Source organism: Promicromonospora iranensis (assembly GCF_028994805.1).
Taxonomy (GTDB): domain Bacteria; phylum Actinomycetota; class Actinomycetes; order Actinomycetales; family Cellulomonadaceae; genus Promicromonospora; species Promicromonospora iranensis.
Genome location: NZ_JAJQQP010000014.1, coordinates 91,586 through 114,018, shown reverse-complemented (window position 1 = coordinate 114,018; position 22,433 = coordinate 91,586). Strand labels below are relative to the sequence as shown.

General features: G+C 71.8%; 16 protein-coding genes and 2 pseudogenes. 8 read left to right on the top strand and 10 right to left on the bottom strand.

Features of this window, described 5'->3' with window-relative positions:
* Positions 1-9 precede the first annotated feature (9 nt).
* Positions 10-195, top strand: a pseudogene (locus LUM46_RS26745) (helix-turn-helix domain-containing protein); the annotation flags it as partial.
* Between the two features lie 67 nt (positions 196-262).
* On the opposite strand, the gene LUM46_RS21985 reads toward LUM46_RS26745, so the two are convergent.
* Positions 263-1,411 (bottom strand): acyltransferase family protein, encoded by a 1,149-nt coding sequence (locus tag LUM46_RS21985; RefSeq protein WP_274996998.1) that lies wholly within the window; start codon positions 1,409-1,411, stop codon positions 263-265.
* Between the two features lie 204 nt (positions 1,412-1,615).
* Here LUM46_RS21985 and mfd point away from each other — a divergent pair, with 204 nt between their 5' ends.
* The 6 genes from mfd to LUM46_RS21955 all read left to right on the top strand — a co-directional run bounded on the left by mfd (position 1,616) and on the right by LUM46_RS21955 (position 9,798).
* Positions 1,616-5,215, top strand: a complete 3,600-nt coding sequence (mfd, locus tag LUM46_RS21980) for a transcription-repair coupling factor (protein WP_274996996.1) — start codon at positions 1,616-1,618, stop codon at positions 5,213-5,215.
* Positions 5,216-5,335: 120 nt separating this feature from the next.
* On the top strand, positions 5,336-6,250 hold the full coding sequence (locus LUM46_RS21975; RefSeq protein WP_274996995.1) for an ABC transporter substrate-binding protein: 915 nt from the start codon (positions 5,336-5,338) through the stop codon (positions 6,248-6,250).
* 167 nt (positions 6,251-6,417) lie between these two features.
* Positions 6,418-6,720 (top strand): helix-turn-helix transcriptional regulator, encoded by a 303-nt coding sequence (locus LUM46_RS21970; protein WP_274996992.1) that lies wholly within the window; start codon positions 6,418-6,420, stop codon positions 6,718-6,720.
* Positions 6,721-6,734: 14 nt separating this feature from the next.
* Complete coding sequence (locus LUM46_RS21965) at positions 6,735-7,988, top strand: type II toxin-antitoxin system HipA family toxin (protein WP_274996991.1); 1,254 nt, start codon at positions 6,735-6,737, stop codon at positions 7,986-7,988.
* 93 nt (positions 7,989-8,081) lie between these two features.
* Positions 8,082-8,942 (top strand): tryptophan 2,3-dioxygenase, encoded by an 861-nt coding sequence (kynA, locus tag LUM46_RS21960; protein WP_274996989.1) that lies wholly within the window; start codon positions 8,082-8,084, stop codon positions 8,940-8,942.
* Complete coding sequence (locus LUM46_RS21955; protein ID WP_274996987.1) at positions 8,935-9,798, top strand: amidohydrolase family protein; 864 nt, start codon at positions 8,935-8,937, stop codon at positions 9,796-9,798. The genes kynA and LUM46_RS21955 overlap by 8 nt, the downstream gene beginning before the upstream one ends.
* 37 nt (positions 9,799-9,835) lie before the next feature.
* Here LUM46_RS21955 and LUM46_RS21950 read toward each other — a convergent pair whose 3' ends face one another.
* Positions 9,836-13,240 carry a galactose-binding domain-containing protein gene (locus tag LUM46_RS21950; RefSeq protein ID WP_274996984.1) on the bottom strand — a complete coding sequence of 1,135 codons (3,405 nt, stop codon included), beginning with the start codon at positions 13,238-13,240 and terminating at the stop codon, positions 9,836-9,838.
* A 190-nt stretch (positions 13,241-13,430) separates the two neighbouring features.
* Here LUM46_RS21950 and LUM46_RS21945 point away from each other — a divergent pair, with 190 nt between their 5' ends.
* On the top strand, positions 13,431-14,720 hold the full coding sequence (locus tag LUM46_RS21945) for a kynureninase (protein ID WP_374726965.1): 1,290 nt from the start codon (positions 13,431-13,433) through the stop codon (positions 14,718-14,720).
* A gap of 66 nt (positions 14,721-14,786) precedes the next feature.
* Here the strand turns inward: LUM46_RS21945 and LUM46_RS21940 are convergent, their stop codons facing one another.
* The 8 genes and pseudogenes from LUM46_RS21940 to LUM46_RS21905 form a co-directional block, all read right to left on the bottom strand.
* Positions 14,787-15,074 carry an AMP-binding enzyme gene (locus LUM46_RS21940; RefSeq protein WP_274997159.1) on the bottom strand — a complete coding sequence of 96 codons (288 nt, stop codon included), beginning with the start codon at positions 15,072-15,074 and terminating at the stop codon, positions 14,787-14,789.
* A 117-nt stretch (positions 15,075-15,191) separates the two neighbouring features.
* Positions 15,192-16,301, bottom strand: a pseudogene (locus LUM46_RS21935) (AMP-binding protein); the annotation flags it as partial.
* 347 nt (positions 16,302-16,648) lie between these two features.
* Positions 16,649-17,437, bottom strand: coding sequence for a serine hydrolase (locus LUM46_RS21930; protein WP_274996982.1), 789 nt, complete (start codon positions 17,435-17,437; stop codon positions 16,649-16,651).
* 82 nt (positions 17,438-17,519) lie between these two features.
* Entirely contained in the window at positions 17,520-18,233 is a 714-nt protein-coding gene (locus LUM46_RS21925) for a type 1 glutamine amidotransferase (RefSeq protein ID WP_274996981.1), read from the bottom strand.
* The gene (locus LUM46_RS21920) at positions 18,230-19,414 is read right to left on the bottom strand and encodes an ABC transporter ATP-binding protein (RefSeq protein ID WP_274996978.1); all 1,185 of its coding nucleotides are present in this window, start codon (positions 19,412-19,414) and stop codon (positions 18,230-18,232) included. Before LUM46_RS21920 ends, LUM46_RS21925 begins: the two co-directional genes overlap by 4 nt.
* Positions 19,407-20,501, bottom strand: coding sequence for an ABC transporter ATP-binding protein (locus LUM46_RS21915; RefSeq protein ID WP_274996977.1), 1,095 nt, complete (start codon positions 20,499-20,501; stop codon positions 19,407-19,409). Before LUM46_RS21915 ends, LUM46_RS21920 begins: the two co-directional genes overlap by 8 nt.
* On the bottom strand, positions 20,501-21,430 hold the full coding sequence (locus tag LUM46_RS21910; protein ID WP_274996975.1) for an ABC transporter permease: 930 nt from the start codon (positions 21,428-21,430) through the stop codon (positions 20,501-20,503). Before LUM46_RS21910 ends, LUM46_RS21915 begins: the two co-directional genes overlap by 1 nt.
* Entirely contained in the window at positions 21,423-22,427 is a 1,005-nt protein-coding gene (locus tag LUM46_RS21905) for an ABC transporter permease (RefSeq protein WP_274996972.1), read from the bottom strand. Before LUM46_RS21905 ends, LUM46_RS21910 begins: the two co-directional genes overlap by 8 nt.
* Positions 22,428-22,433 lie beyond the last annotated feature (6 nt).

Here is a 22,433-nt window from a genome sequence, read left to right as displayed (position 1 = left end):
CCGAGCACGTACATCCGGGCCCGTCGCCTCGACGAGGCCCGTCGTGCGCTCGTCGCCGGGCCTCGGCGCACGACCATCACGGAGATCGCCGCCCGTTGGCAGTTCGCGGACAGCGGCCACTTCACCCGTGCCTTCCGGGATCGCTACGGTCAGACCCCGACCGACTACGCTGCGACCGCCGCGGAACAGGGCTGACGGGCGCTGCGGTCGTCGCTCAGCCCGCCCCTCGTGGTCCGGCTCGGGTCCCCGGCTACCAGGTCGGTCACCGTTCCCCCGGCTTCGACGCCGCGTTCCCTGGATGCCGCACACCATCCGTGGAGCCCGACAGCCCCCTCGGTGGGGCGAACAGCCAGCGTGCGCCGATCCGGGGCGCGAGGGCGCCCAGCCCCAGCCCGACGGTGATCGCCGCCACCCAGAGGATGACCGGCAGCCACTGCGACTGCGGGGCGGGGATCCAGACGGCGTTGCGATAGAGCAGGCACAGGAGCCCGAGCACCACCGACGTGTGCGTCACGAACACGGGCAGTGTCCGCGCTCCGAGCCACTGCAACCCGAGCGACCTGGGTAGATACCCGACCCCGGGCACCCGGGAGGCCAGCACACTCACCGCCACCCCGGCCGGCACGCCCGCGATGTTCGCCAGCAGGTAGAGCCCGGGGACGCCGGCGAGACCGAGCTCGCGCACCGCCATCTGGATCCCGAGCCAGACGACGACGGCGCCCACCGCCCAGAGCCAGGTGACTCGCCGGGCGAACCGTTCGAGCAGCGGCCGCAGGTGCAGCCCGCCCAGGAAGAACAGCACGAACTGTGCGGTGCCGCGCCACGCGATGCTCTCCGGCTCCCAGCCGGCGAGCGCCCACCCGCTCACGCAGGCGGCGAGCACGAGCTGCACGGGTGCCGGGATACGGCGCAGCGCCCGCGCGATCACGAAGAACGCCGCAAGCGTCCAGACGAACCACAGCTCCGAGCGGGGGACCAGGAGCGACCAGGCGAGGTCGTGGCCCAGGGTGCCCCAGTCGGCGTCAGCCACCTGGTAGTAGCCGGTGAGCAGGCGGACCACCAGGGAGATCGGCTCCCACAGCACGAACACCCACGCGAAGAAGAGCAGCTTGCCGCGGGCCAGCCGCGACCACGGCACCGTCATCCACTTTCCGGCGAACATGCCGGCGACCGCGAAGAACAGCGGCATGCGCAGGCTGCGAAGGGTCTCGTTGACCTCCCGCAGCACGCTCACCTCGTACCCGGTGGACCAGGTCCAGTTGGTCGCGTGGTACAGCACCACGAGACCGATGGCGAGGCCGCGGGCGGCGTCCGGCCAGGCGAGGCGGCCAGGCGTGCGCGGCCCGACGGCGGCGTCTCGTCCCGGCTTCGGCGCGCCTGCGTGCCGTGGGGACCCGGAGGGGGTGAACATCGCGGGTCATCGTACGTGCAGAGCCGTTCGAAGGGCAGTGCCGGCCGCGACGTCGGACGCCCTGTTCGACACCGTGCTCCACACCGTGCCGGACGGCGGTGTCGGTGGTCGGGAGTAGCCTGGGATCAGCCCCTCACCCCGTCGGCCGCACCCGGTCGCCCTCGTGGTGGGCCCGTCGTCGTGCGCCCTCGAAGGACAGAACCCATGAACCTCACCGGCCTGCTTCCTACCCTCCTGCGTGATCCTGGCGCTGCTGCCGCGGTGGAGCACGTGCGTGCGCGTGGCTTCGCCGATGTGGTGGGCCCCGCAGGCGTGCGCCCGCCCCTGCTGGTCGCGGCGTCCGAGAAGCGTCCGCTCGTGGTGGTCACCGCGACCGGTCGTGAGGCCGACGACCTGGCCGCGAGCCTGCGCGGGTACCTCCCGGAGGGCCGTGCCGACGACGTCGCGGTGCTCCCCGCCTGGGAGACGCTGCCGCACGAGCGGCTCAGCCCGCGCGCGGACACCGTGGCCAAGCGCCTCGCGGTGTTCCGCCGCCTGGCCCACCCGGCGGAGGGGCACGGGCAGGCGGCCGAGATCCGGGTCCTGGTGATGCCGGTCCGGGCACTGCTGCAGCCGGTGGTCGAGGGCCTGGGGGAGCTCGAGCCGGTCCAGCTCGACATCGGCGCCACGGCCGACCTGACCGACGTCGCCGAGCGCCTCACCGCAGCCGCCTACACCCGCGTCGACATGGTGGAGCGGCGCGGCGAGTACGCGGTCCGCGGTGGCATCCTCGACATCTTCCCGCCCACGGAGGACCACCCGCTGCGGTGCGAGTTCTGGGGCGACGAGGTCACGGAGATCCGCTGGTTCGCCGTGGCCGACCAGCGCAGCCTGGAGATCGCCGAGCGCGGGCTCTGGGCGCCGCCCTGCCGCGAGATCCTGCTGGACGACGCCGTCCGGGCACGCGCAGCGGAGCTCGTCGAGACCCTGCCGGGCGCCGTCGAGATGCTCGACAAGCTGGCCGCCGGTGTCGCCGTCGAGGGCATGGAGTCGCTGGCGCCCGTCCTGGTGGACCGCATGATCTCGGTCCTGGAGCTGGTGCCCGACGACGCGCTGCTCGTGGTCAACGAGCCCGAGCGCGTGCGCCGCCGCGCCCACGACCTGGTGGCGACCACCGAGGAGTTCCTCGCCGCCGCCTGGACGGGGGCGGTGGCCGGCGGCGCGGCACCGATCGACCTGTCCGCCGCGTCCTTCGCGACGTTCGCCGAGGTGCGTGAGGTGGCGGCCCGGCGCGGCCTGGGCTGGTGGACGCTCTCGTCGTTCACGCAGGACATCGAGCTGGGACCGGCCGGTGACGACGAGCCCGGCGGGGCGGGCGAGACCGTGTTCACGATCAGCGCCCGGGACGTCGAGTCGTACCGCGGAGACCTCGCGCGCGCCCTCGACGACGTGCGCGGTCTGCAGGTCGCGAGCTGGCGCCTCGTGCTGACCACGGAGGGGCACGGTCCCGCCAAGCGCATGACCGAGCAGCTGTCCGAGGCGGGTACCGCTGCCCGGCTGGCCGTGTCGCTCGACGACGAGCCGGAGCCCGGCGTCGTCCACGTCGTCGCGGGCGGTGCGGGTAAGGGGTTCGTGGCGCCCGACCTGCGGCTCGCGGTCTTCTCCGAGCAGGACCTGACCGGGCGTGCGGGCTCCGGCACACGCGACATGCGCAAGATGCCCAGCCGACGGCGCAACGTGGTGGACCCGCTCCAGCTCAAGGCCGGCGACTTCGTGGTGCACGAGCAGCACGGTGTGGGCCGGTTCGTCGAGATGGCGCAGCGCACCATGGGCACCGGCGGCAACCGGGCCACCCGCGAGTACCTCGTGATCGAGTACGCGAGCAGCAAGCGCGGCCAGCCGGGCGACCGGCTGTTCGTCCCCACCGACCAGCTCGACCAGGTCACCAAGTACACCGGCGGGGAGTCGCCATCGCTGTCCAAGATGGGCGGCGCCGACTGGAAGAACACCAAGGCCAAGGCGCGCAAGCACGTCAAGGAGATCGCGAGCGAGCTGATCCGGCTGTACAGCGCGCGCATGGCGACGCAGGGCCACGCCTACGGCCCCGACACCCCGTGGCAGCGCGAGCTCGAGGACGCCTTCGCCTACGTCGAGACCCCGGACCAGCTGGCGACGATCGACGAGGTCAAGGCCGACATGGAGAAGTCCGTGCCGATGGACCGCCTGGTGTGCGGCGATGTCGGGTACGGCAAGACGGAGATCGCGATCCGGGCAGCGTTCAAGGCGGTGCAGGACGGCAAGCAGGTCGCCATCCTGGTCCCCACCACGCTCCTGGTGCAGCAGCACTTCGAGACGTTCTCCGAGCGGTACACCGGGTTCCCCGTCAACGTGCGGGCGCTGAGCCGGTTCCAGTCGGCGAAGGAGTCGGAGGAGACGCTCGCCGGTCTCAAGGACGGCAGCGTCGACGTCGTCATCGGTACCCACCGTCTCATCACCGGTTCCGTGGTGTTCAAGGACCTGGGCCTGGTGGTCGTCGACGAGGAGCAGCGCTTCGGCGTCGAGCACAAGGAGACGCTCAAGCAGCTGCGCACCAACGTGGACGTGCTGGCCATGTCCGCGACCCCGATCCCGCGCACGCTGGAGATGGCGGTGACCGGCATCCGTGAGATGTCCACGCTGGCCACGCCCCCGGAGGAGCGCCACCCCGTGCTCACCTACGTGGGCGCCTTCGAGGAGAAGCAGATCGCCGCCGCCCTGCGGCGCGAGCTGCTCCGCGAGGGGCAGGTCTTCTACGTGCACAACAAGGTGGAGACCATCCAGCGCACCGCCTCACGACTGAACGAGCTGGTGCCGGAGGCCCGTGTCGGCGTCGCCCACGGCAAGATGAGCGAGCACCAGCTCGACCAGGTCATCCGCGCCTTCTGGGAGAAGGAGCTCGACGTCCTGGTGTGCACCACGATCATCGAGACCGGCCTGGACATCTCCAATGCCAACACCCTGATCCTGGAGCGTTCCGACATGCTGGGCCTGTCCCAGCTGCACCAGCTCCGCGGTCGGGTGGGCCGCGGGCGCGAGCGCGCCTACGCGTACTTCCTCTACCCGCCGGAGAAGCCGCTCACCGAGACGGCGCACGACCGGCTCGCCACCATGGCCGCGCACACCGACCTGGGCGCCGGCATGCAGATCGCCATGAAGGACCTCGAGATCCGCGGGGCGGGCAACCTGCTCGGCGGCGAGCAGTCCGGGCACATCGCCGGCGTCGGGTTCGACCTCTACGTGCGCATGGTGGGCGAGGCGGTCTCCGCCTTCCGCGGCGACGCCGAGGAAGAGGCGCCCGAGGTCACCATCGAGCTGCCCGTCGACGCCCACCTGCCGGAGGCGTACATCGCCACGGAGCGGCTGCGGCTGGAGGCGTACAAGAAGATCGCCACGGCCCACGACGCCGCGGCCCTCGACGAGGTACGCGCCGAGCTCACCGACCGCTACGGCGCCCTGCCCGACGTCGCGGGCGCCCTGTTCGACGTCGCGAGCTTCCGGAACCACGCCCGCCAGGCGGGGCTCACGGACATCACCGCACAGGGCAAGTACGTCCGGTTCGCGCCCGTGAACCTGCCCGAGTCGGCGCAGCTGCGACTCAAGCGGCTCTACCCCGGGACGGTGCTCAAGCCGGCCATCCGGGCGATCCTCGTCCCGTTCCCGACGACCGCGCGGATCGGTGGCCGACCGCTGCGGGGTACCGAGGTGCTGGAGTGGGCGCGGGGTCTCATTGATGCGGTGATTCTGGCGGACGTGGGGGCTGCGGCTAAGGTCGGCACCAGCGCTTGAGCCCCGGTGTCACGGCCCGTGGGCGTAGGTGAAACTCGGATTCACAGTAATCCGCCAGGACCGTATAGGCTCCACCCGCGTAACTCGCTCATCATGTCTTTTTTGTGTGGAGGACCCCGCATGGCTCTCGGACACCGCGCGCTTGCGGTCATTGGCTCTATCGCGGTCACCACCGCGCTCGGGGCACTGATGACCGGCTGCTCGACCAGCTCGGACGAGTCGGCGGAAGCCGCTGAGCAGACGGTCGAGGTCGATCCGCAGCTGCGCGCGATGCTGCCGGGTGAGCTGCTGGCGGAGTCCACGCGCATCACGGTCGGTACGGAGTCGGGCTACCCGCCCTTCGAGTACACCAACGAGGCCGGGCGCATCGTCGGGTTCGAGATCGACCTGTTCGACGCTGCCTCGGACCGGCTGGGCCTGAAGTACACGTTCCACGACATGCCGTGGGACTCGCTCGTCGACGAGCTGTACGCGAGCAACGTCGACATCGTCGCCGCGGCCATGTCGGACACGGCCGAGCGCCGAGCCGACTCCGACTTCGTCGACTACTACAACGACAGCGACGCCATCATGGTCCCGGCCGGCAACCCCGAGGGCATCACGAAGCTCACTGACCTGTGCGGCCGCACGGTGGCCGTGCTCGTCGAGACCACGCAGGCGGAGGCGCTCACCGGGCTCAACGCGGGTGACTGCCGGGCGAAGCCGGTCAAGATCGTCGAGTTCGAGACCGACGCCGACGCGCTCGCCCAGGTCCAGGCCGGCAAGGCCGACGCCGAGCTCACGCAGTGGTCCACCGGCGCGTACAACGCGAAGCAGATCGGCTCCGGTGACGTCTTCGAGGTCGGCAACACCGAGATCATCAACCCGACGCCGCTCGGCTTCCGGTTCCTCAAGGGTGACGTCCAGCTGGTCGGGGCGTATCAGGCGGCGCTGCAGAGCATCATCGACGACGGTACGTACGCCCAGATCCTCGAGAAGCACGACCTCTCCGAGGGTGCTCTGGCGACGGCCACGGTCAACAACCAGCAGCCGTAGCGCACCGCTGAACGTCCTGCAGAACGGGCCGCCCCCATGGTGGGGCGGCCCGTTCTGCCGTGTCCGGTCCTGTCGGTGGGTCCACTCGCCGGGACCGCGCGAATAACGGTCACCCTAGTGACCATTACGCGGTCCGTCGGCTAGCCTGGTGACCGAAAGGAGCAGTCATGGCCAGAACTTCCCTCCGGACCCGGCGTGACCTCGCCACACTCGGCGACCACGTCCGTGCCTGGCGCAAGATCCACGGTCTCACGGCCCAGCTCGTCGCCGACCGTGCGGGCATCACCCGCACCACGCTCCGCGCGATCGAGACGGGCACCGGAACGGTGAGCCTGGAGAACACGTTCGCGGTGCTGCGGGTGCTCGGGGTGGCGGACGCCGTCGTCGGCGCCACCGACCCGCTGACCACCGAGATGGGCAGGTTCCACGCGGAACGCGCCCTGCCGCAGCGCGTCAGGGTGCCGAGCTGAGAAGGTGAGCCGCGGTGTCGATACACGTCGAGGTCGAGCTGCCGGGCGGGGGTCAGGCGCGCGCCGGTGACCTCGACATGCACCTCAACCGGGGCGGTGCCCTGGTGGGCTGCACGTTCCGCTACGACGCCGCCTACCTGCGCGACCCGCGCGCGTACGCCCTGTGCCCGGAGCTGCCGCTGACGCCGGGGAACATCCCCTCCGGCAGCGACCGGCCCCTGTTCGGCGTCCTCGCGGACTGTCAGCCCGACCAGTGGGGCCGCACCCTGCTGTTCCACGCGGAGCGGCGTGCCGCTCGCGCCGAGGGCCGCGGTTTCATGACCCTCACCGAGGTGGACTTCCTGCTCGGGGTGCAGGACGAGACCCGCCTGGGGGCGCTGCGGTTCTCGCTCGACGAGGGCAGGACCTTCATGGGCCCGCCGCGGGCGGAGGTCCCCGACCTGGTGGACCTGCCGTCGCTGACGGCCGCCGCGGACGCCGTCGCGCAGCACCGGGAGACCGACCACGACGTGCGGCTCCTGGTCGCCGCCGGGACCTCGATGGGCGGAGCGCGGCCCAAGGTGACGGTGAAGGACAGCGCCGGCGACCTGTGGATGGCCAAGCTGCCCGAGAGCGGCGACCGGTGGGACGTCCAGGCCTGGGAGTACCTGACGCTGCGGCTGGCCTCGGACGCGGGCATCGAGGTGCCCGTGGCACGCCTGCACCGCATCGGCCCCGCACGGTCCATCCTGCTGACGCGGCGCTTCGACCGGCGGCCGGACGGCGGACGCATCGGCTTCCTGTCCGCCGACAGCCTCACGCAGAAGGCCTTCTTCGAGGTCATCGACTACCGGACGCTCGCGGAGACGCTGGCGGACCACTCGGGCCGGCCGGCCACGGACGGGCACGACCTGTTCCGCCGCGTCGCGTTCACGCTGCTCGTGCGCAACGTGGACGACCACATGAAGAACCACGGCTTCCTGCGCCGTCCGGACGGCTGGTCGCTCTCTCCGCTGTTCGACGTGAACCCCAACCCGTTCACGGTCGCCGAGTCGACGCCGCTGCGCCCCGGCGGGAGCCGCATCGACCGGGACGTGCGGGAGCTGCTGGCCACCGCGGACTCCTACGGCCTTCGGCAGGACGACGCGCGCCGGGTGCTCGCCGAGGTCGCGGCGGCGACGTCCGGCTGGACGCGCATCGCGCACGACATGTCGCTCCCGCCCGAGGAGATCGCACTGATGGCGGAGGCTTTCGAGAACCCGAACGGTGACGAGGCCCGAGCAGCCTGACCCTTGGTCGTGAGCGTGATCATTGCGCCTCAACCGGGCAGACAGTCGCAACGGTCGCGCTCACAGCCAACAGGGCGGGGTTACGCTCCAGAGGTGACTGGTAACACCCGACCCATCGAGGCCTCCCTCCGCACGGACTTCCGCGACGAGATGGACTACGGCTCCTACCTGGGGCTCGACGAGCTCCTCTCGGCGCAGCACCCGATGAGCGACCCGCCGCACCACGACGAGCTGCTGTTCATCATCCAGCACCAGACCACCGAGCTGTGGCTCAAGCTCGTGGTGCACGAGCTGCGTGCCGTGCGCGGGTTCCTCGACGGCGACGACCTGTCGCGGGCGCTCAAGGGGCTGGCCCGGGTGAAGCACATCCAGCGCACCATCACCGAGCAGTGGTCGGTGCTGGCGACGCTCACGCCCAGCGAGTACGCGGAGTTCCGGGGGTCGCTGGGGCAGTCCTCCGGCTTCCAGTCGCACCAGTACCGAGCCGTGGAGTTCTTGCTGGGCAACAAGAACGCCGGGATGCTGCAGGTGTTCCGCGACAAGCCCGAGGTGCACGCGCAGCTGGCCCAGCTCCTGGCGGAGCCCACCGTGTACGACGCGTTCCTGCGCCTGCTGGCGCGGCGCGGACATCCCGTCCCGGCCGAGATCCTGGACCGCGACGTGACGCAGGCCTGGGCCGAGCACCCGGAGCTGATCGCCGTCTTCAAGACGATCTACGAGGACCCGCACGGCAACTGGGAGCTGTACGAGGCCTGCGAGGACCTGGTCGACATCGAGGATGCGTTCCAGCTGTGGCGCTTCCGCCACCTGCGCACCGTGCAGCGCACCATCGGCTTCAAGACCGGCACGGGTGGCTCGAGCGGCGTGGGCTTCCTCAAGCGTGCCCTGGACCTGACGTTCTTCCCCGAGCTCATCTCGGTGCGCACCGAGATCGACGGCCCGCTCGGTGCCTGACGGCGTGCCGGAGGTGACGCTCCCGGGCGTCGTCGACCGCCACGTGCACCTGGGCCTTGTCGACCGGGCGCTCCTGGCCGACGGCCCGGTCACCGAGGTGCACGACCTGGGCTGGGACCCGCGCGAGACGACCGGGTGGGCGGCCACGCCGCCGTCGGGCGTCCGGGTGCGGTACGTCGGGCCGTTCCACACCGCGCCCGGCGGGTACCCGAGCGGCCGCTCGTGGGCGCCGGACGCCGCCGTGCGGCACGTCGCCTCGCCGCGGGCCGCCGCCGAGGCGGTGGCGGACGTCGTCGCCGGGGGCGGCTTCGCGGTCAAGGTGGCTCTGCACGCGGGCATGGTCCTGCTGCCCGACGACGTCCTGCGGGCGCTGGCTGACGAGGCGCACGCGGCAGGGCTGCCGGTGGTCGTGCACGCCGAGGGTGCGGGCCAGGCCGAGCGTGCGCTCGACGCGGGGGCGGACACCTTGGTGCACGTGCCCTGGACGGAGTCGCTGTCGTCGGAGCTGATCGCCCGCGGGGCCCCCATGACCTGGATCTCCACGCTCGCGATCCACGACGGGCCGGGCCGGAGGGCCGGTCTGGAGCTGGCGCTCGACAACGCGCGGCGGTTCGTCGCGGCGGGCGGCACGCTCGTCTACGGCACGGACATGGGCAACGGCCCGACGCCGGTGGGGGTGAACGAGCGCGAGATCGAGCTGCTGGGTGCCGTGGGCCTGACGGGGGAGCAGCTGCGGCGCGCGGTGCTGGGCCCGGCGGACGCCCTGGTGCTGACGGCGCCGCTCCCGATGCCGGGAACGGCGGCCGAGCTGATCGCCTGGCTCCGCTCGGCCCGCCGCATCCCCACGCCGAGGTAGTCAGCTGACTACCTCGGCGGGTTGCCGGTGGGGGTGGTCAGTTGCGGGTGATCGTGAACGTCGAGGTGTCGTTCACGATGTCGCGGTAGTTGTTCTCCAGGGTCAGGTTGGTGAACGTCACCGAGCCGACCGCCGGTCCTTGGCCCGCCTCCGGCATCGGGTTGGCCCAGATCCCGTATCCGGACCGCTCGTCGTACCGGTCGCCGCTGCGCTGGGCGCCGGTGATCGACACGTCGGTGAACACCGTGTCCTGGATCGGGTTCACCGGTTGTCCGCCGATGTACTGGGTCTGGAACATGATCCCGGAGTACGTCGGGTCCACGATGTCGAGGTCGTTGACCCGGATGGCGGTGAACACCTTCGAGGCCGAGAACATCCACACCGCCGGGAACACCTGGTCACCCCAGAAGTGCCCGCCGGAGCGCACCACGGAGATGCCCTCGAAGGTGGTCGGAGCCGGGCCGAACCCCTCCATCGGGTACCCGAAGTCCAGCGAGCTGATGGTCACGCCGGAGTAGACGAGCGTGTCCGCGATGTAGATGTTGCGGAACGTGTTGTCCTGCCCGCCGTAGACGGCGAGACCGGCGGCCCGCCAGGTGTTCGTCGACGTCAGGTTCTCGAACACGTTGCCCCGCTGGCCGCTGCCACCGGCGTCGGTGGCGGCGAAGAGCGCGAACGAGTCGTCCCCGGTGCCCCGCGCCTGGTTGTTGTGCACGTGGTTGTTCGCGCTGCCGTTGGTCATGTTCAGGGCGTCGGCGAACGTGTTGCGGATCCGGGAGTCCTTGATCTCCGAGTCGTCCATGTTGGCGGCCCAGAACATGCAGATCATGTGCTCGACCCAGATGTTGTCGATGGTCATGTCGGAGATGTTCGCGAAGTCGAACACCTTGCCAGGGCCGTCGATCCGCGAGGTGTAGTTGCCGAAGTAGGCGAAGTCGCGGAACGTCGAGCCGTTGGCCGTCCCCTCGGCCCGGAACCCGATGTCCGTGTTCTCCTGCGAGGCCGGCGCATGGAACCGCGTGAACCACGGCCCGGCACCCACGATGTCGACCGCCTTGCCGTAGACCTGGAACTTGTTGGCCGTCTGGTAGTCGCCGGCGGGGAGGTAGACCCCGGCCAGGTTGCCCGTCGTGTCCATCCGGAACCGGTCGAGCGCGGCCTGGACGGCCTGGTGGGAGAACCCGGCGGGCTCCACGTACCGGGCCGGGTCGGGGTTGGCCTGCGGCGTCGCCTGCTCCAGGTCGACGAAGTCGACGGTGTACCGGCTCGTGCTGCTCGCGGTCTTCTGCAGCCGGATGGTCGACCCTGCCTCGACGGTCGTGCCGAGCAGGGTGTTCGCCTCGTCGTAGATGTGCCGTGGTGCGCCCTGACCGGGCTGGTTGCCCGGGTTCGCCTCGGGGCCGTACAGCCACGCGTACCGCGAGGTCAGGTCGATGTTCTTGAGGAACTCACCGTCGACGTAGACCGCCAGCGTGGCGTCGGTGCCGCCACCGCCCGCGGCGTCCGGCATGGAGAACCGCACCACGAGGGAGTTGGCGGTCGCCCGCGTGGTCCACTCGACGTACGCGCCTGTCGTGCCCAGCGTGACCGCCCGGCGCCCGGACGCCTCGCCGGCGACGTCACCGACCACGCGGTTCGGCCCGACGGCGACCGCACCGCCACCCGAGACGCCGTCCTCCGCCTCGTAGGTGTCGAACGGCAGGTCCGCACCACGGCCGATGAACAACGACTGCGTGACCTCGTTGTTCGCGCGCTTGGCCGCGACCTCCGTCGAGTCGGCGGCCGCCGTCACGGTGACGTCGAAGGAGCCGTCGGCGGCAGTCCAGGAGCCGAGGTCCACGCTCTGGCTGGTGCCGCCCGCCGCGATGGCGCCCGAGACGGATCCCGTCAGGGTGCGGACCACGGCGCCCCGGTCGTTCTTCACGGAGAGCGTGAGGCCGTGCGCGCCGGAGCTGGTGGCGAGCGTGCCCCGGTTCGCGATCCGGGCCGAGAACTTCACGGTCTCGCCCGCCGCCGGGGTGGTCGGTGTCCACGACACCGTCGGGACCAGGTCCGAGCTGGGGATCTCGGTCACCACCAGCGGGTCCGGGTGCACGGAGGCGTTGTCCGTCTCGGACTGCTCCGCGACCGCCCCCGACGGGTCGGCGACGGCGCCGATCTCGTAGGACCCCGCCTCCTGCGAGCCGATGTCGGCGGTGACCGTCGCCTCGGCGCCCGGGTCGAGCGCACCCACCCGGCCGGTCGCCACCGGGTCTCCGTCGACGGTGAACGACACGTCCGTCGCGGCCGAGGCCTTCGACCCGACGTTCTTCACGACGGCGGACAGGGTGACGTCGTCCGACTCCGTGGGCGACGCCGGGTCGGCGCTGATGCCGGTGACCGTCAGGTTCGGGTTCGCCGCGGGTGCGCCGAACACCTGCAGCTCGGCCACCTGTCCGTTGCCCGAGCCCGTGTTGCCGGTGAACCGCAGCCGCACCTCGCGCGCGGTCCCGCTGACGGGAACGGTCACGGTGTTGCCCGTCGCCGGTGAGAAGGCACGGCCGGCCGACGGCGCGAGCGTGGCCCACGCATCCCCGGAGCCCGCGCGGCCCTGCACCTCGAAGGTCTGCGTCCGCGGCCCCCAGGCCGTGGCCGGCGGCAGCTTCACCACGACGGCGCTCAGCTCGGCCGCGGACTCCAGCGTCACCGCGAGCGTGCTCGGGTACTGCCCGCCCGCACCCTCCCAGTACGTGGCGGTGTCGCCGTCGTTGGCGTTCGTGGCGACGTACGTCCACTGCGTCGACGACGCCTGGATACCGCGGCCCGCCGCGAGGTCGGTGCCCTCCACCGGCTCGTCCGGGTCAGGAGCCGCCCGCGTGCCGCGGACCTCGAGCTCGGACAGCTGGCCCGCCGGCCAGCCGCTGTTCGCGGAGACGGCGACCCGCAGGTAGCGCGCCTTCGTGTCCGGGACGTCGATGGTCACCGTGTTCCCCGACGCCGGGTCGAACCGTCGCTGGGCGCTCGCCGCGAGGGTCGTGAAGGCGGAGCCGTCGGTACCGGCCTGGACGGACAGGGTCTGGGTCCGTGCCTCCCACGTGGCCGGCAGGCGGAGGACCACCTCTTCGACCGTCGCGCCCGTGCCCAGGTCCACCTGTGCCCACTGCGGGAAGTTGTCGTTGGCCGACTCCCAGTAGGTGGCCGGGTCGCCGTCCGTCAGGTTGTCGGCGAGGTAGGGCGCGTTGTTGCTGCTGGCTGCCGCGGGCGCACCCGCGGAGAGGACACCTGGAGCGGCGACGGCCGTCACCGGCACGAGGGTCACCGCCGTGAGGGCGGCCGCGGTGAGCACGGACAGGAGGGCGGGAGCTCGTCCCGGTCTGGGCACCGGGCCCGGTGCGTGGCGTGGTGTGGCGGAGCGGAACATCGTCGTCCCCGATCTCCCGTCGTCGTTGACGGGCGTCGTCACTGGATCAATCGTCGGTACTTGCCGAGGCTCTGTTGATAAAAACGCAGTACCTTGTCGAGTTCTTGCGTACGAACGTCTTGGACAGTACTGACGGCACGGAGAGGGCGTCAAGGGTCCGACGTCGTGGAGTGCTTCGGCTGAACCGGTCCAGCACGTACGCTCGGCCGAAGCCGAACGACCTGGAGCACCTGTGACCGACCCCGCCGCGCCTGCCGCACCCGCAGCACCCGCAGCCCTGCCCGAGAACCTGTCGCTGAACCTGCCCGACGCCCTGCGCGACCGGGCCGCCGCGCTCGACGCCGACGATCCGCTGGCCCCCTACCGGGCCCGTTTCGCCCCGAGCGACGGCCTCATCGCCTACCTGGACGGCAACTCGCTGGGCCGGCCGCTGGCCGCCACGCGCGAGCGGCTGGCCTCCTTCGTGGACGGGCCGTGGGCCGCGCGCCTGATCCGCTCCTGGGACGAGGGCTGGATGGACGCCCCGACCGAGCTCGGCGACACGCTCGGCCGGGTGGTCCTCGGAGCGGCCGCGGGGCAGACGGTCGTCGCCGACTCCACGACGGTGCTGCTCTACAAGCTGGCCCGCGCCGCGGTGGACGCCCGCCCGGGGCGCCGGGTGATCGTCGCGGACACGGAGAACTTCCCCACCGACCGGTTCGTGCTCCAGGGCATCGCCGCCGAGCGCGGCCTGGAGCTCCGCTGGATCACGCCCGACGCCGAGGCGGGCGTGACACCGGAGGAGGTCGCGGCCGCCGTCGGGCAGGACACCGCCCTGGTGCTGCTCAGCCACGTCGCCTACAAGTCCGGGTACGTCGCGGACCTCCCGGCGATCACGCGGATCGTGCACGACGCCGGCGCGCTCGTCCTGTGGGACCTGTGCCACTCGGCGGGCTCGGTCCCGCTGGACCTCGACGCCGACGGCGTGGACATCGCCGTCGGCTGCACGTACAAGTACCTCAACGGCGGGCCGGGCTCGCCCGCCTTCGCCTACCTGGCCGCCGGCCTGCAGGGCGAGGTGCGCCAGCCGGTCCAGGGCTGGATGGGCGCCGCCGAGCCGTTCGCGATGAGCGCCGCGTACGAGCCCGCCACCGGGATCCGCCAGCTCATCAGCGGTACGCCGCCCGTGATCGGGATGCTGCCGATGCGCGACATGCTCGCGCTCATCGAGGAGGCCGGCATGGCGGCGGTACGCGCGAAGTCGCTCGCGCTGACCGGGTTCGCGATGGAGATCGCCGACGAGCACCTCGCCGGCGTGCACGTGGCCTCGCCGCGTGACCCGGAGCGCCGGGGGAGCCACATCATGCTCGACCACCCGGACTTCAGGCGCGTGGTGGCGGAGGCCTGGGAGCGCGGCGTGGTGCCGGACTTCCGGCCGCCGCAAGGCCTGCGCGTCGGCCTCTCGCCCCTGAGCACGAGCTTCACCGAGGTCGCGAACGGCCTCTGGCTCATCCGAGACCTTCTGAACAACCAGCTTCGTTGAGTGCTGGGTATTTGTGGTCTCGAAACGTTCTGACCCCACAAATAACCAGCACTCAACGATGTGGGGTCAGGGGAGGTCTCGGCGGAGGACCTTGCCCGTCGGGTTGCGGGGGAGCGACTTCAGGAAGTGGATGTCGCGCGGCAGCGAGAACCGCGGGAGGCGGTCGCGCAGCCGGTCGAGCAGGGCGTCGGCGGTGAGTGTCGCGCCGTCGTGCAGCACCACGTACGCGGCGAACCGGGTGCCGAACTCGTCGTCGGGCACGCCGAAGACGGCGACGTCCGCGACCTCCGGCAGGGCGGTGATCGCGTCCTCGACGGGACGGGGGAAGACGTTCTCGCCGCCGGAGACGATCATGTCGTCGGCACGACCGACCACGTAGAGCCGGCCCTCGCCGTCGAGCCGGCCGCGGTCGCCGGTGGCCATCAGGTCGCCGAACATCGGCTTGCCCGCCCCGCTGGTGTACCCCTCGAAGAGCATGCCGTTGCCGACGCAGATCTGGCCGACCTCGCCCCGGGGGACCGGGCGGCCGTCGTCGTCCAGGATGCCGATGCGGGTACCCAGAGGTGGACGGCCCGCCGTCGTGGGCTCGGCGGCCAGGTCCTCGGGCGTGGAGATCGAGGCCCACGAGGCCTCCGTCGAGCCGTACAGCCCGTAGAGGACCGGGCCGAACTCGTCGAGGAACTGGGTGACCCGGTCGGGCGGCATGGCGGAGCCGGAGTAGGCGACGACGCGTAGCGAGGACGTGTCGTACCGGGCCTTCACCTCGGCCGGCAGGTCGAGGATGCGCTGCAGCATGACGGGCACCGCGATCAGGGCGGTCACCCGGCGTTCCGCGATGGTCCGGAGCACCTGCTCCGGGTCGAACCGGCGCTGGAGCACCAGCTCGGCGTGCAGCGCCATGCCCAGCTGCAGGGCCGCGAGCCCTCACGTGTGGAAGATGGGCGTGGTGACCATCATCCGGTCGCCGGTCCGCAGCGGGATGACCGACAGCAGCGACGCCGCCTCGCTCAGGCCGTGGGGCTGCGGGCGGCGGGCACCCTTCGGTGTGCTCGTCGTGCCGGACGTCATGACGACCGTCCGGCCGGGCTTCGCGGGTACGGGGGCCTTGGCAGGGTCGCCCGAGCTGACGAGCTCCGCGAGGCCGGGAGGGCCGTCGTCCGACCAGGTGCTCAGGACCCGCAGGGTCGAGGGCAGCTCGGGCTCCTTGTCGAGGAACTCCTGGTCGGCGAGGAAGAGCGCGGGGCGCTGCTCGGCCACGATGGCCGAGACCTGGGCGGGGGAGAGGCCGGAGTTGAACAGCAGCGTCGTCGCGCCGACCTTGGCCAGCGCCACCATCGCCTCGATCAGGCCGCCGTGGTTGCGGCACATCAGGCCGACCGGGGTGCCGACGTCGACGCCCAGGTCCCGGAGGGTGTTGGCCAGCCGGTTGGTGCGGTCGTCGAGCTCGCGGAAGGTCAGGGTGCGTCCGTCGTCGACGACCGCGGTCTGGTGCGGGGCGCGGACGGCGGAGGCGCGGTACCCGCCCGCGATCGACGGTCCCCAGGTGACCAGCTGCCAGATCGCGCCGACGTCCCGGTGCACGCGCAGGCCCGGGGCGAGGACGCCCGACCGGACGAGATGGAAGCCCTGGTTGAGCAGGTTCTCCCGGCGTTCGACCTGCGCGAGGCCGTCGGGTCGTGTCCCTGTCGCTTTGGTGGTCGCTTCGGTGGTCGCCACGCAGGCCCCCTTTGGCTCGCCGCTATTGCACTCGCATTCAAGAGGAAAGCCGCGCCCGGATCAACCCCGGATCAACCCCGGGGGGCAAGAGGCTCCCGGCGGTCGCCGTCCGACACGCCCTTTTCGAGGTCTAAGTTTCTCCGCTCTGAACCGATTCAGAACGGAGAAACTTAGACCTCGAAAAGGGACCCGACGCTACGGGACACAGCGGGTCAGGTCAGGGTGGTGGCCAGGGCACCCAGGGACTTGAGGGTCTCTTCCGCGGCCTGCTCGTCGTAACCGCGGGAGCACACCGAGATCACCAGCGCGTCCGGACCGGGTTCGCCGACGAACGCGACGTCGTGCCGGATGCCGTCGACCCAGCCGGACTTGGAGCCGAACGGGATGCCGTGCGGCACGGCGGCCGTGAGCAGGCGGTCCGTCTGGCGGCCGAGCATCTCGCACATCCAGGTCGTCCGCTCCACGCCGGCCAGCCTGCCCGTCACCAGCGCGGACATGAGGAGGCACAGGTCGGCCGCCGTCGTCCGGTGCGAGGCCCCCGCCTGCTCGGCCGCCAGGTCGGAGTACTTGCGGCCGAACACCGAGTCGATGGCGCCGGCGTCGGCCAGGACCTTGTTCACCGCGGGCAGGCCGACACGCTCTACGACCATGTTCGTCGCTTCGTTGGAGGACACCACGACCATGCGTTCGACGACGTCGCCCAGCGGCATCGGCGTGCCGTCCGGCGGCAGCCCGCTGTCGACGTCGTCGGGTTCGATCGTGTAGTCGCCCGCGCCGGGCACCTGGGACGTGAAGGTGCGGGTGGCGGTGCAGGTCTCGTCCAGGCTCGCCGTCCCGGCGTCGAGCTCGCGGGCCGCGGCCACCAGCACCGCGAGCTTCACCGTCGAGGCCGCGTAGAAGTCCAGGTAGTCCTGGCGCGCCGCCAGCACGTCGCCCGACGCCCGGGCTATCCGGTAGGCCAGCACGGGTACCCCGTCGCTGTGCGTCCCTGTGGATACCATCTCGGTCCGTCCTCTCGTCGATCCTCGCCTGGCTGTCCCTCGCCGGGCTCTGCTCCGCCCTGGTCCTGCACCGCCCTGGCTCCTACTTCGCGGCCTCGCGGACGACGTCGGCCCACGCGTGGACCAGCGCGCGGGACTGCGCCTCGTTCTCGGCCGCATGGACCAGCGCCGCCGCGGCCAGCGCCTCCCGGTCGATGCCCTGCTCGGAGAGTGCCGCCTCGTCCCACGTCGCCACGCGTTCCGGCCGCGCCTCGGGATGGAACTGCAGGCCCCAGGCCCGCTCACCCACGCGGAAGGCCTGGATCGGGCACTCGCCGCTCGAGACCAGCAGCGTCGCCGACGGCGGCAGGGTGGTCACCGAGTCCTCATGGTTCTCGATCATCCACAGCGGCTCGTCCGGAACTCCTGGCAGCCCGCCGAAGACCGGGTCGTCGGCGGCGGCGGGCAGCACCGTGAGCGGGCACATGCCACGCTCGGTCTCGCCGGACCGCGCCGTCACGCCGCCGCCCGTGACGTGCGCCAGCAGCTGGCCGCCGAGGCACAGGCCGAGCAGCGGCAGACCCGCGGCCAGCGCCTCGCTGGTCAGCCGCCGCTCGCGCGCCAGGAACGGGTGGTGCGCGTCGTCGTCCGGCATGAAGCCGCCGCCCAGCAGGATCATGCCCCCGAACCCGTCGAGGTTCTCGGGGAGCTCGGCGCCGGGAACCAGGACCGGCTCGAGGCCGGCCTCGGGCAGCCATTGTTCGAGCCGGCCCATCAGGCTGGTGGGCGAGTTCAGGACAACCAGGACACGCGTCATACCTCGACCCTAGGGTCCACCAGCTCTCGCGCGAAGTGGCAGGCCACCACGTGGGAAGCGCCCCCGGCAGCACCAGGAGAGGTGCCGGGGGAGCGGGGGGCCAGCGCGGGCACGTCCGTCTCGCACACGGTCGGGACCTGCCGCAGACCCAGGTCGGGCCGGTCGGCAGGCGGCTGCGCCGAGGCCGGTTCCGTACGCGCCTCGGGCAGCGTCGGCGCGAGCCAGCAGCGCGTGTGGAACGGGCAGCCGGACGGCGGGTCCACGGGGGAGGGCGGGTCGCCCTCCAGGACGATCGCGCCGACGCTGCCGGTCGCACCGGCGCCCGTGACCGGGTCCGTGGTGCCGGCCGGCTCGACCCGCGCGCCGCCGGTGGCCACCAGGCGGACCGACGGGTCCGGCACGGGCACGGCCGACAGCAGCGCCTGGGTGTACGGGTGCTGTGCCCCGTCGTACACCTCGGCCTCGGCCCCCTGCTCCACGATGCGCCCCAGATACATCACCGCGACGTCGTGGGCGATGTGCCGCACCACGCCCAGGTCGTGCGCCACGAACAGGTACGACAGGCCCAGCTCCGCCTGGAGGTCCTCCAGGAGGTTGATGACCTGCCCCTGCACCGACACGTCGAGCGCGGACACGGGCTCGTCGCACACCAGGATCTTCGGCCGCAGCGCCAGCGCGCGGGCGATCCCGACGCGCTGCCGCTGCCCGCCCGAGAACTGGTGGGGATACCGGGCCGCATGGTCCGGGTCCAGGCCCACGAGCTCCAGCAGCTCGCCCACCGCGGCCCGCCGTCCACCCGCGGGGCTGATGCCGTGGATGGCGAACGGCTCGCCCACGATCTCGCTCACCGACATCCGCGGGTTCAGCGAGGTGTACGGGTCCTGGAACACCATCTGCACGTCGCGGCGCAGCTGCTTGCGCCCGGCCCGGGACAGGCGTGAGACGTCCTCGCCGTCCACGAGCACCTGGCCGCTGGTCGGCGGCTCGACACCGACCAGCACGCGCGCGAGCGTCGACTTGCCCGAACCGGACTCGCCCACCAGCCCGAGGGTGCGGCCCCGGTCCAGGGTGAGCGAGACGCCGTCGACCGCCTTGACCGCGCTGACCGAACGGCGCAGCAGACCGTTGCGCACGGGGTAGTGCTTGACGAGGTCACGTACCTCGAGCACGGGCTCAGCCATGGTCCCCTCCAGAGTCTCCGCGGTCGTTCCCGCTACCGTCCGGTGCCGGGTCCCGGCCCGCCAGGATGTCGTCCGCGAAGTGGCACGCCGACATGCGGCCCTCGGCGGGCACGGCGTGGGGCGGTACCTCGGTCCGGCACACGCCGCGGACGGCGTCGCAGCGCGGGTGGAACGGGCAGCCGGACGGCATGGCGGCAGGGCTCGGCGGTCGGCCCGGGATCACGGGCAGGCGCCCCGTCCCGGACGCGGACGGGATCGAGCGCAGGAGCGCCCGCGTGTAGGGGTGCGCGGGCGCCGTGTAGACGGGCACCACGGGTGCCTGCTCGACGGCGCGGCCCGCGTACATGACCGTGACGTCGTCCGCGACGCCGGCGACGACGCCGAGATCGTGGGTGATCAGCACCAGGCCCATCTGCCGCTCCGCCTGGATCTCGGCGAGCAGCCGCAGCACCTGCGCCTGGACGGTGACGTCGAGGGCGGTCGTGGGCTCGTCCGCGATGAGCACCGCCGGGTCCAAGGACAGGGCGGAGGCGATCATGACGCGCTGCCGCATGCCGCCGGAGAACTCGTGCGGGTATTCCTTGACCCGTGCCTTCGCGTTCGGCACCTTGACCAGGTCGAGCAGCTCCACGGCCCGCTTGCGGGCGTCCGCGCGGGACATCCCCCGCCGCGCCCGCAGCGCCTCCGTGAGCTGGTAGCCCACGGTGTGCACGGGGTTGAGCGCGGCCAGCGCGTCCTGGAACACCATCGCCACCTGGTCGCCACAGCGTGCGCGGTGCTCCTTGCGGCTCAGCGCGAGGAGGTCCACGCCGTCGAGGCGGGCCGTGCCCGCTGTCACGGTGGCCGTGTCGGGCAGCAGGCCCAGCACGGCCAGCGACGAGACCGACTTGCCCGAGCCGGACTCGCCGACGATGGCGAGGGTGCGGCCTGCCTCCACCCGGTAGGACAGCCCGTCCACGGCACGCACCTGGCCGGCCGAGGTGCGGAACTCGACGCTGAGGTCGGTCACCTCCAGCAGCGGTGGAGGCGCGGAGCTCTCGTCCTTGTGCACGGTCTTCTCCTCCGCCGCGCTCTGCGTGCGGCTCATCAGCTCAGCCTCGGGTCGAGGGCGTCACGCAGGGCGTCACCGAGCACGACGAGGGCAAGCACGGTGGCGACCAGGCAGATCAGGGGTGCGAGCAGCACGTGCGGCGAGCCGCCGAGCACCCACTGCGACCCCTGCTCGATCTGGATGCCCCAGCTCGTCGCCGGGGGGCGCACCCCGATACCGAGGAACGACAGCACCGCCTCCGCGCTGATCACGCCGGCTACCGAGGTGGGCAGCAGCGCCGTGACCGTGCCTATCGCGTTCGGCAGCACGTGCCGGCCCATGATGCGCAGGTCGGAGGCGCCGAGGGACCGCGCGGCGGTCACGTAGTCGAGGTTCTTGGCCTCCAGCGTGGCGGCCCGGACGTAGCGGGCGTACGGCATCCAGCCGAACAGGATGAGCACGACCGCGGGCAGCAGGATGACGTCGAACGTCCCGGCTCCCAGGTCGACACCCTTGAACAGGGACAGCACCAGCAGCGCGGCGAGCAGCAGCGGGATCACGAGGAACACCTCGACGGTGCGGGACACCAGATAGTCCACCCAGCCGAGGTAGTACCCGGCGAGCAGCCCGAGCGTGACGCCGATGACCAGCGAGACGCCGACCACGACGATGGCCAGCAGCAGCGACGGGCGGACGCCGTGCACCATCGTGGCCAGCACGTCGCAGCCGAGCGCATCGGTGCCCAGCGGGTGCTCGCCGCCCCAGCCCTGGGGCGCCGTCCGAGCCTCCCGGATGGGGCAGCTCCGCGGGCTGGTGTCCGTGAACAGCCGGGGGAAGGCCGCCATCACGGCGAAGAAGACGAGGACGGCCGCCGCGGCGATCGTGTCGGGCCTGCGCCGGAGCGTGCGCCAGGCGTCGGCCATCGGGCTCGACGACGCACCGGCTCCCCGCGGCACCGTAGGGGTGGGGGTGGCGGCGTCACTCATAGCGGATCCTCGGGTCGAGCAGGGCGTAGGCGATGTCGACGACGATCATCACCACGACGGTCACGGCGGCCAGCAGGGTGACGATGCCGAGCACGAGCCCGACGTCGTCGTCGCGCACGGCGCCCCACAGGACGCCGCCCATCCCGTAGATGTTCATCAGGCCCTCGGTGATCACGGCGCCACCCAGGGCTTCCGTGAAGGTGAGGCCGACGGCGGTCACCACGGGGACCGAGGAGTTGCGCACCACGTGGTGCACGACGACGTGCCGCTCGCCCAGGCCCTTCGACCGTGCCGTCCGCACGTGGTCGCCCTGGTAGGACTCGAGCTGGCCCGCGCGGACCAGGCGGATGAACGCCGCCGAACCGGCCAGGCCCAGCAGGATGCCCGGCACGAGCACCGTGGCCCACGGATGCTCCGGGTCGAACGACGGCTTGAACCAGTACGGCGGCCAGCTGTCCTCGCCGAACGTCTCCTCGGCCCACCTGCTGAGGGGGACGGCGACCACGTAGCGGTAGACGATCAGCAGCACGAAGACGGGGAAGGCGTCGATGAGCACCGACGTGAGGCGGATGCCGTGGTCTCCCGGAGAGCCGCGCCAGCGGGCGGCGACGGAGCCGAGCACCATGCCGAGCGCCAGCCAGGTGACCAGGACCACGCAGAACAGGCGGAGCGTGTTCGGCGCCGCGGTCGCGACGATGTCCGAGACCTCACGCCCGCGCAGGTTGGTGCCGAAGTCGCCCTGGGCGTACTGGCCGAGGCGTTCGACGAACGGGCCGAGGCACGGGTTGCCCACCTGGTCGAAGCAGGGGTCGTCGAGGTTGAAGCGCTGCTCGACGACGGCGATCTGGGCCGGCGACGCCACCTTGTCCCCGAAGAACGCCTGCGCCGGGTTGCCGTTGAGCTGGATGGCGACTGTCGTGAGCAGGTGGAGCAGGAGCATCACGAGCAGCAGCGTGCCGACGGCCTGCAGCACACGTCTGAAGATGTAGCGGCCCATGGATTC

Bases quoted from the DNA above. Each gene is read 5' to 3' on its own strand.
- LUM46_RS21985 (WP_274996998.1), bottom strand. From the start codon at position 1,411: ATGTTCACCCCCTCCGGGTCCCCACGGCACGCAGGCGCGCCGAAGCCG.
- mfd (WP_274996996.1), top strand. From the start codon at position 1,616: ATGAACCTCACCGGCCTGCTTCCTACCCTCCTGCGTGATCCTGGCGCT.
- LUM46_RS21975 (WP_274996995.1), top strand. From the start codon at position 5,336: ATGGCTCTCGGACACCGCGCGCTTGCGGTCATTGGCTCTATCGCGGTC.
- LUM46_RS21970 (WP_274996992.1), top strand. From the start codon at position 6,418: ATGGCCAGAACTTCCCTCCGGACCCGGCGTGACCTCGCCACACTCGGC.
- LUM46_RS21940 (WP_274997159.1), bottom strand. From the start codon at position 15,074: ATGATCGTCTCCGGCGGCGAGAACGTCTTCCCCCGTCCCGTCGAGGAC.
- LUM46_RS21930 (WP_274996982.1), bottom strand. From the start codon at position 17,437: ATGGTATCCACAGGGACGCACAGCGACGGGGTACCCGTGCTGGCCTAC.
- LUM46_RS21925 (WP_274996981.1), bottom strand. From the start codon at position 18,233: ATGACGCGTGTCCTGGTTGTCCTGAACTCGCCCACCAGCCTGATGGGC.
- LUM46_RS21920 (WP_274996978.1), bottom strand. From the start codon at position 19,414: ATGGCTGAGCCCGTGCTCGAGGTACGTGACCTCGTCAAGCACTACCCC.
- LUM46_RS21915 (WP_274996977.1), bottom strand. From the start codon at position 20,501: ATGAGCCGCACGCAGAGCGCGGCGGAGGAGAAGACCGTGCACAAGGAC.
- LUM46_RS21910 (WP_274996975.1), bottom strand. From the start codon at position 21,430: ATGAGTGACGCCGCCACCCCCACCCCTACGGTGCCGCGGGGAGCCGGT.
- LUM46_RS21905 (WP_274996972.1), bottom strand. From the start codon at position 22,427: ATGGGCCGCTACATCTTCAGACGTGTGCTGCAGGCCGTCGGCACGCTG.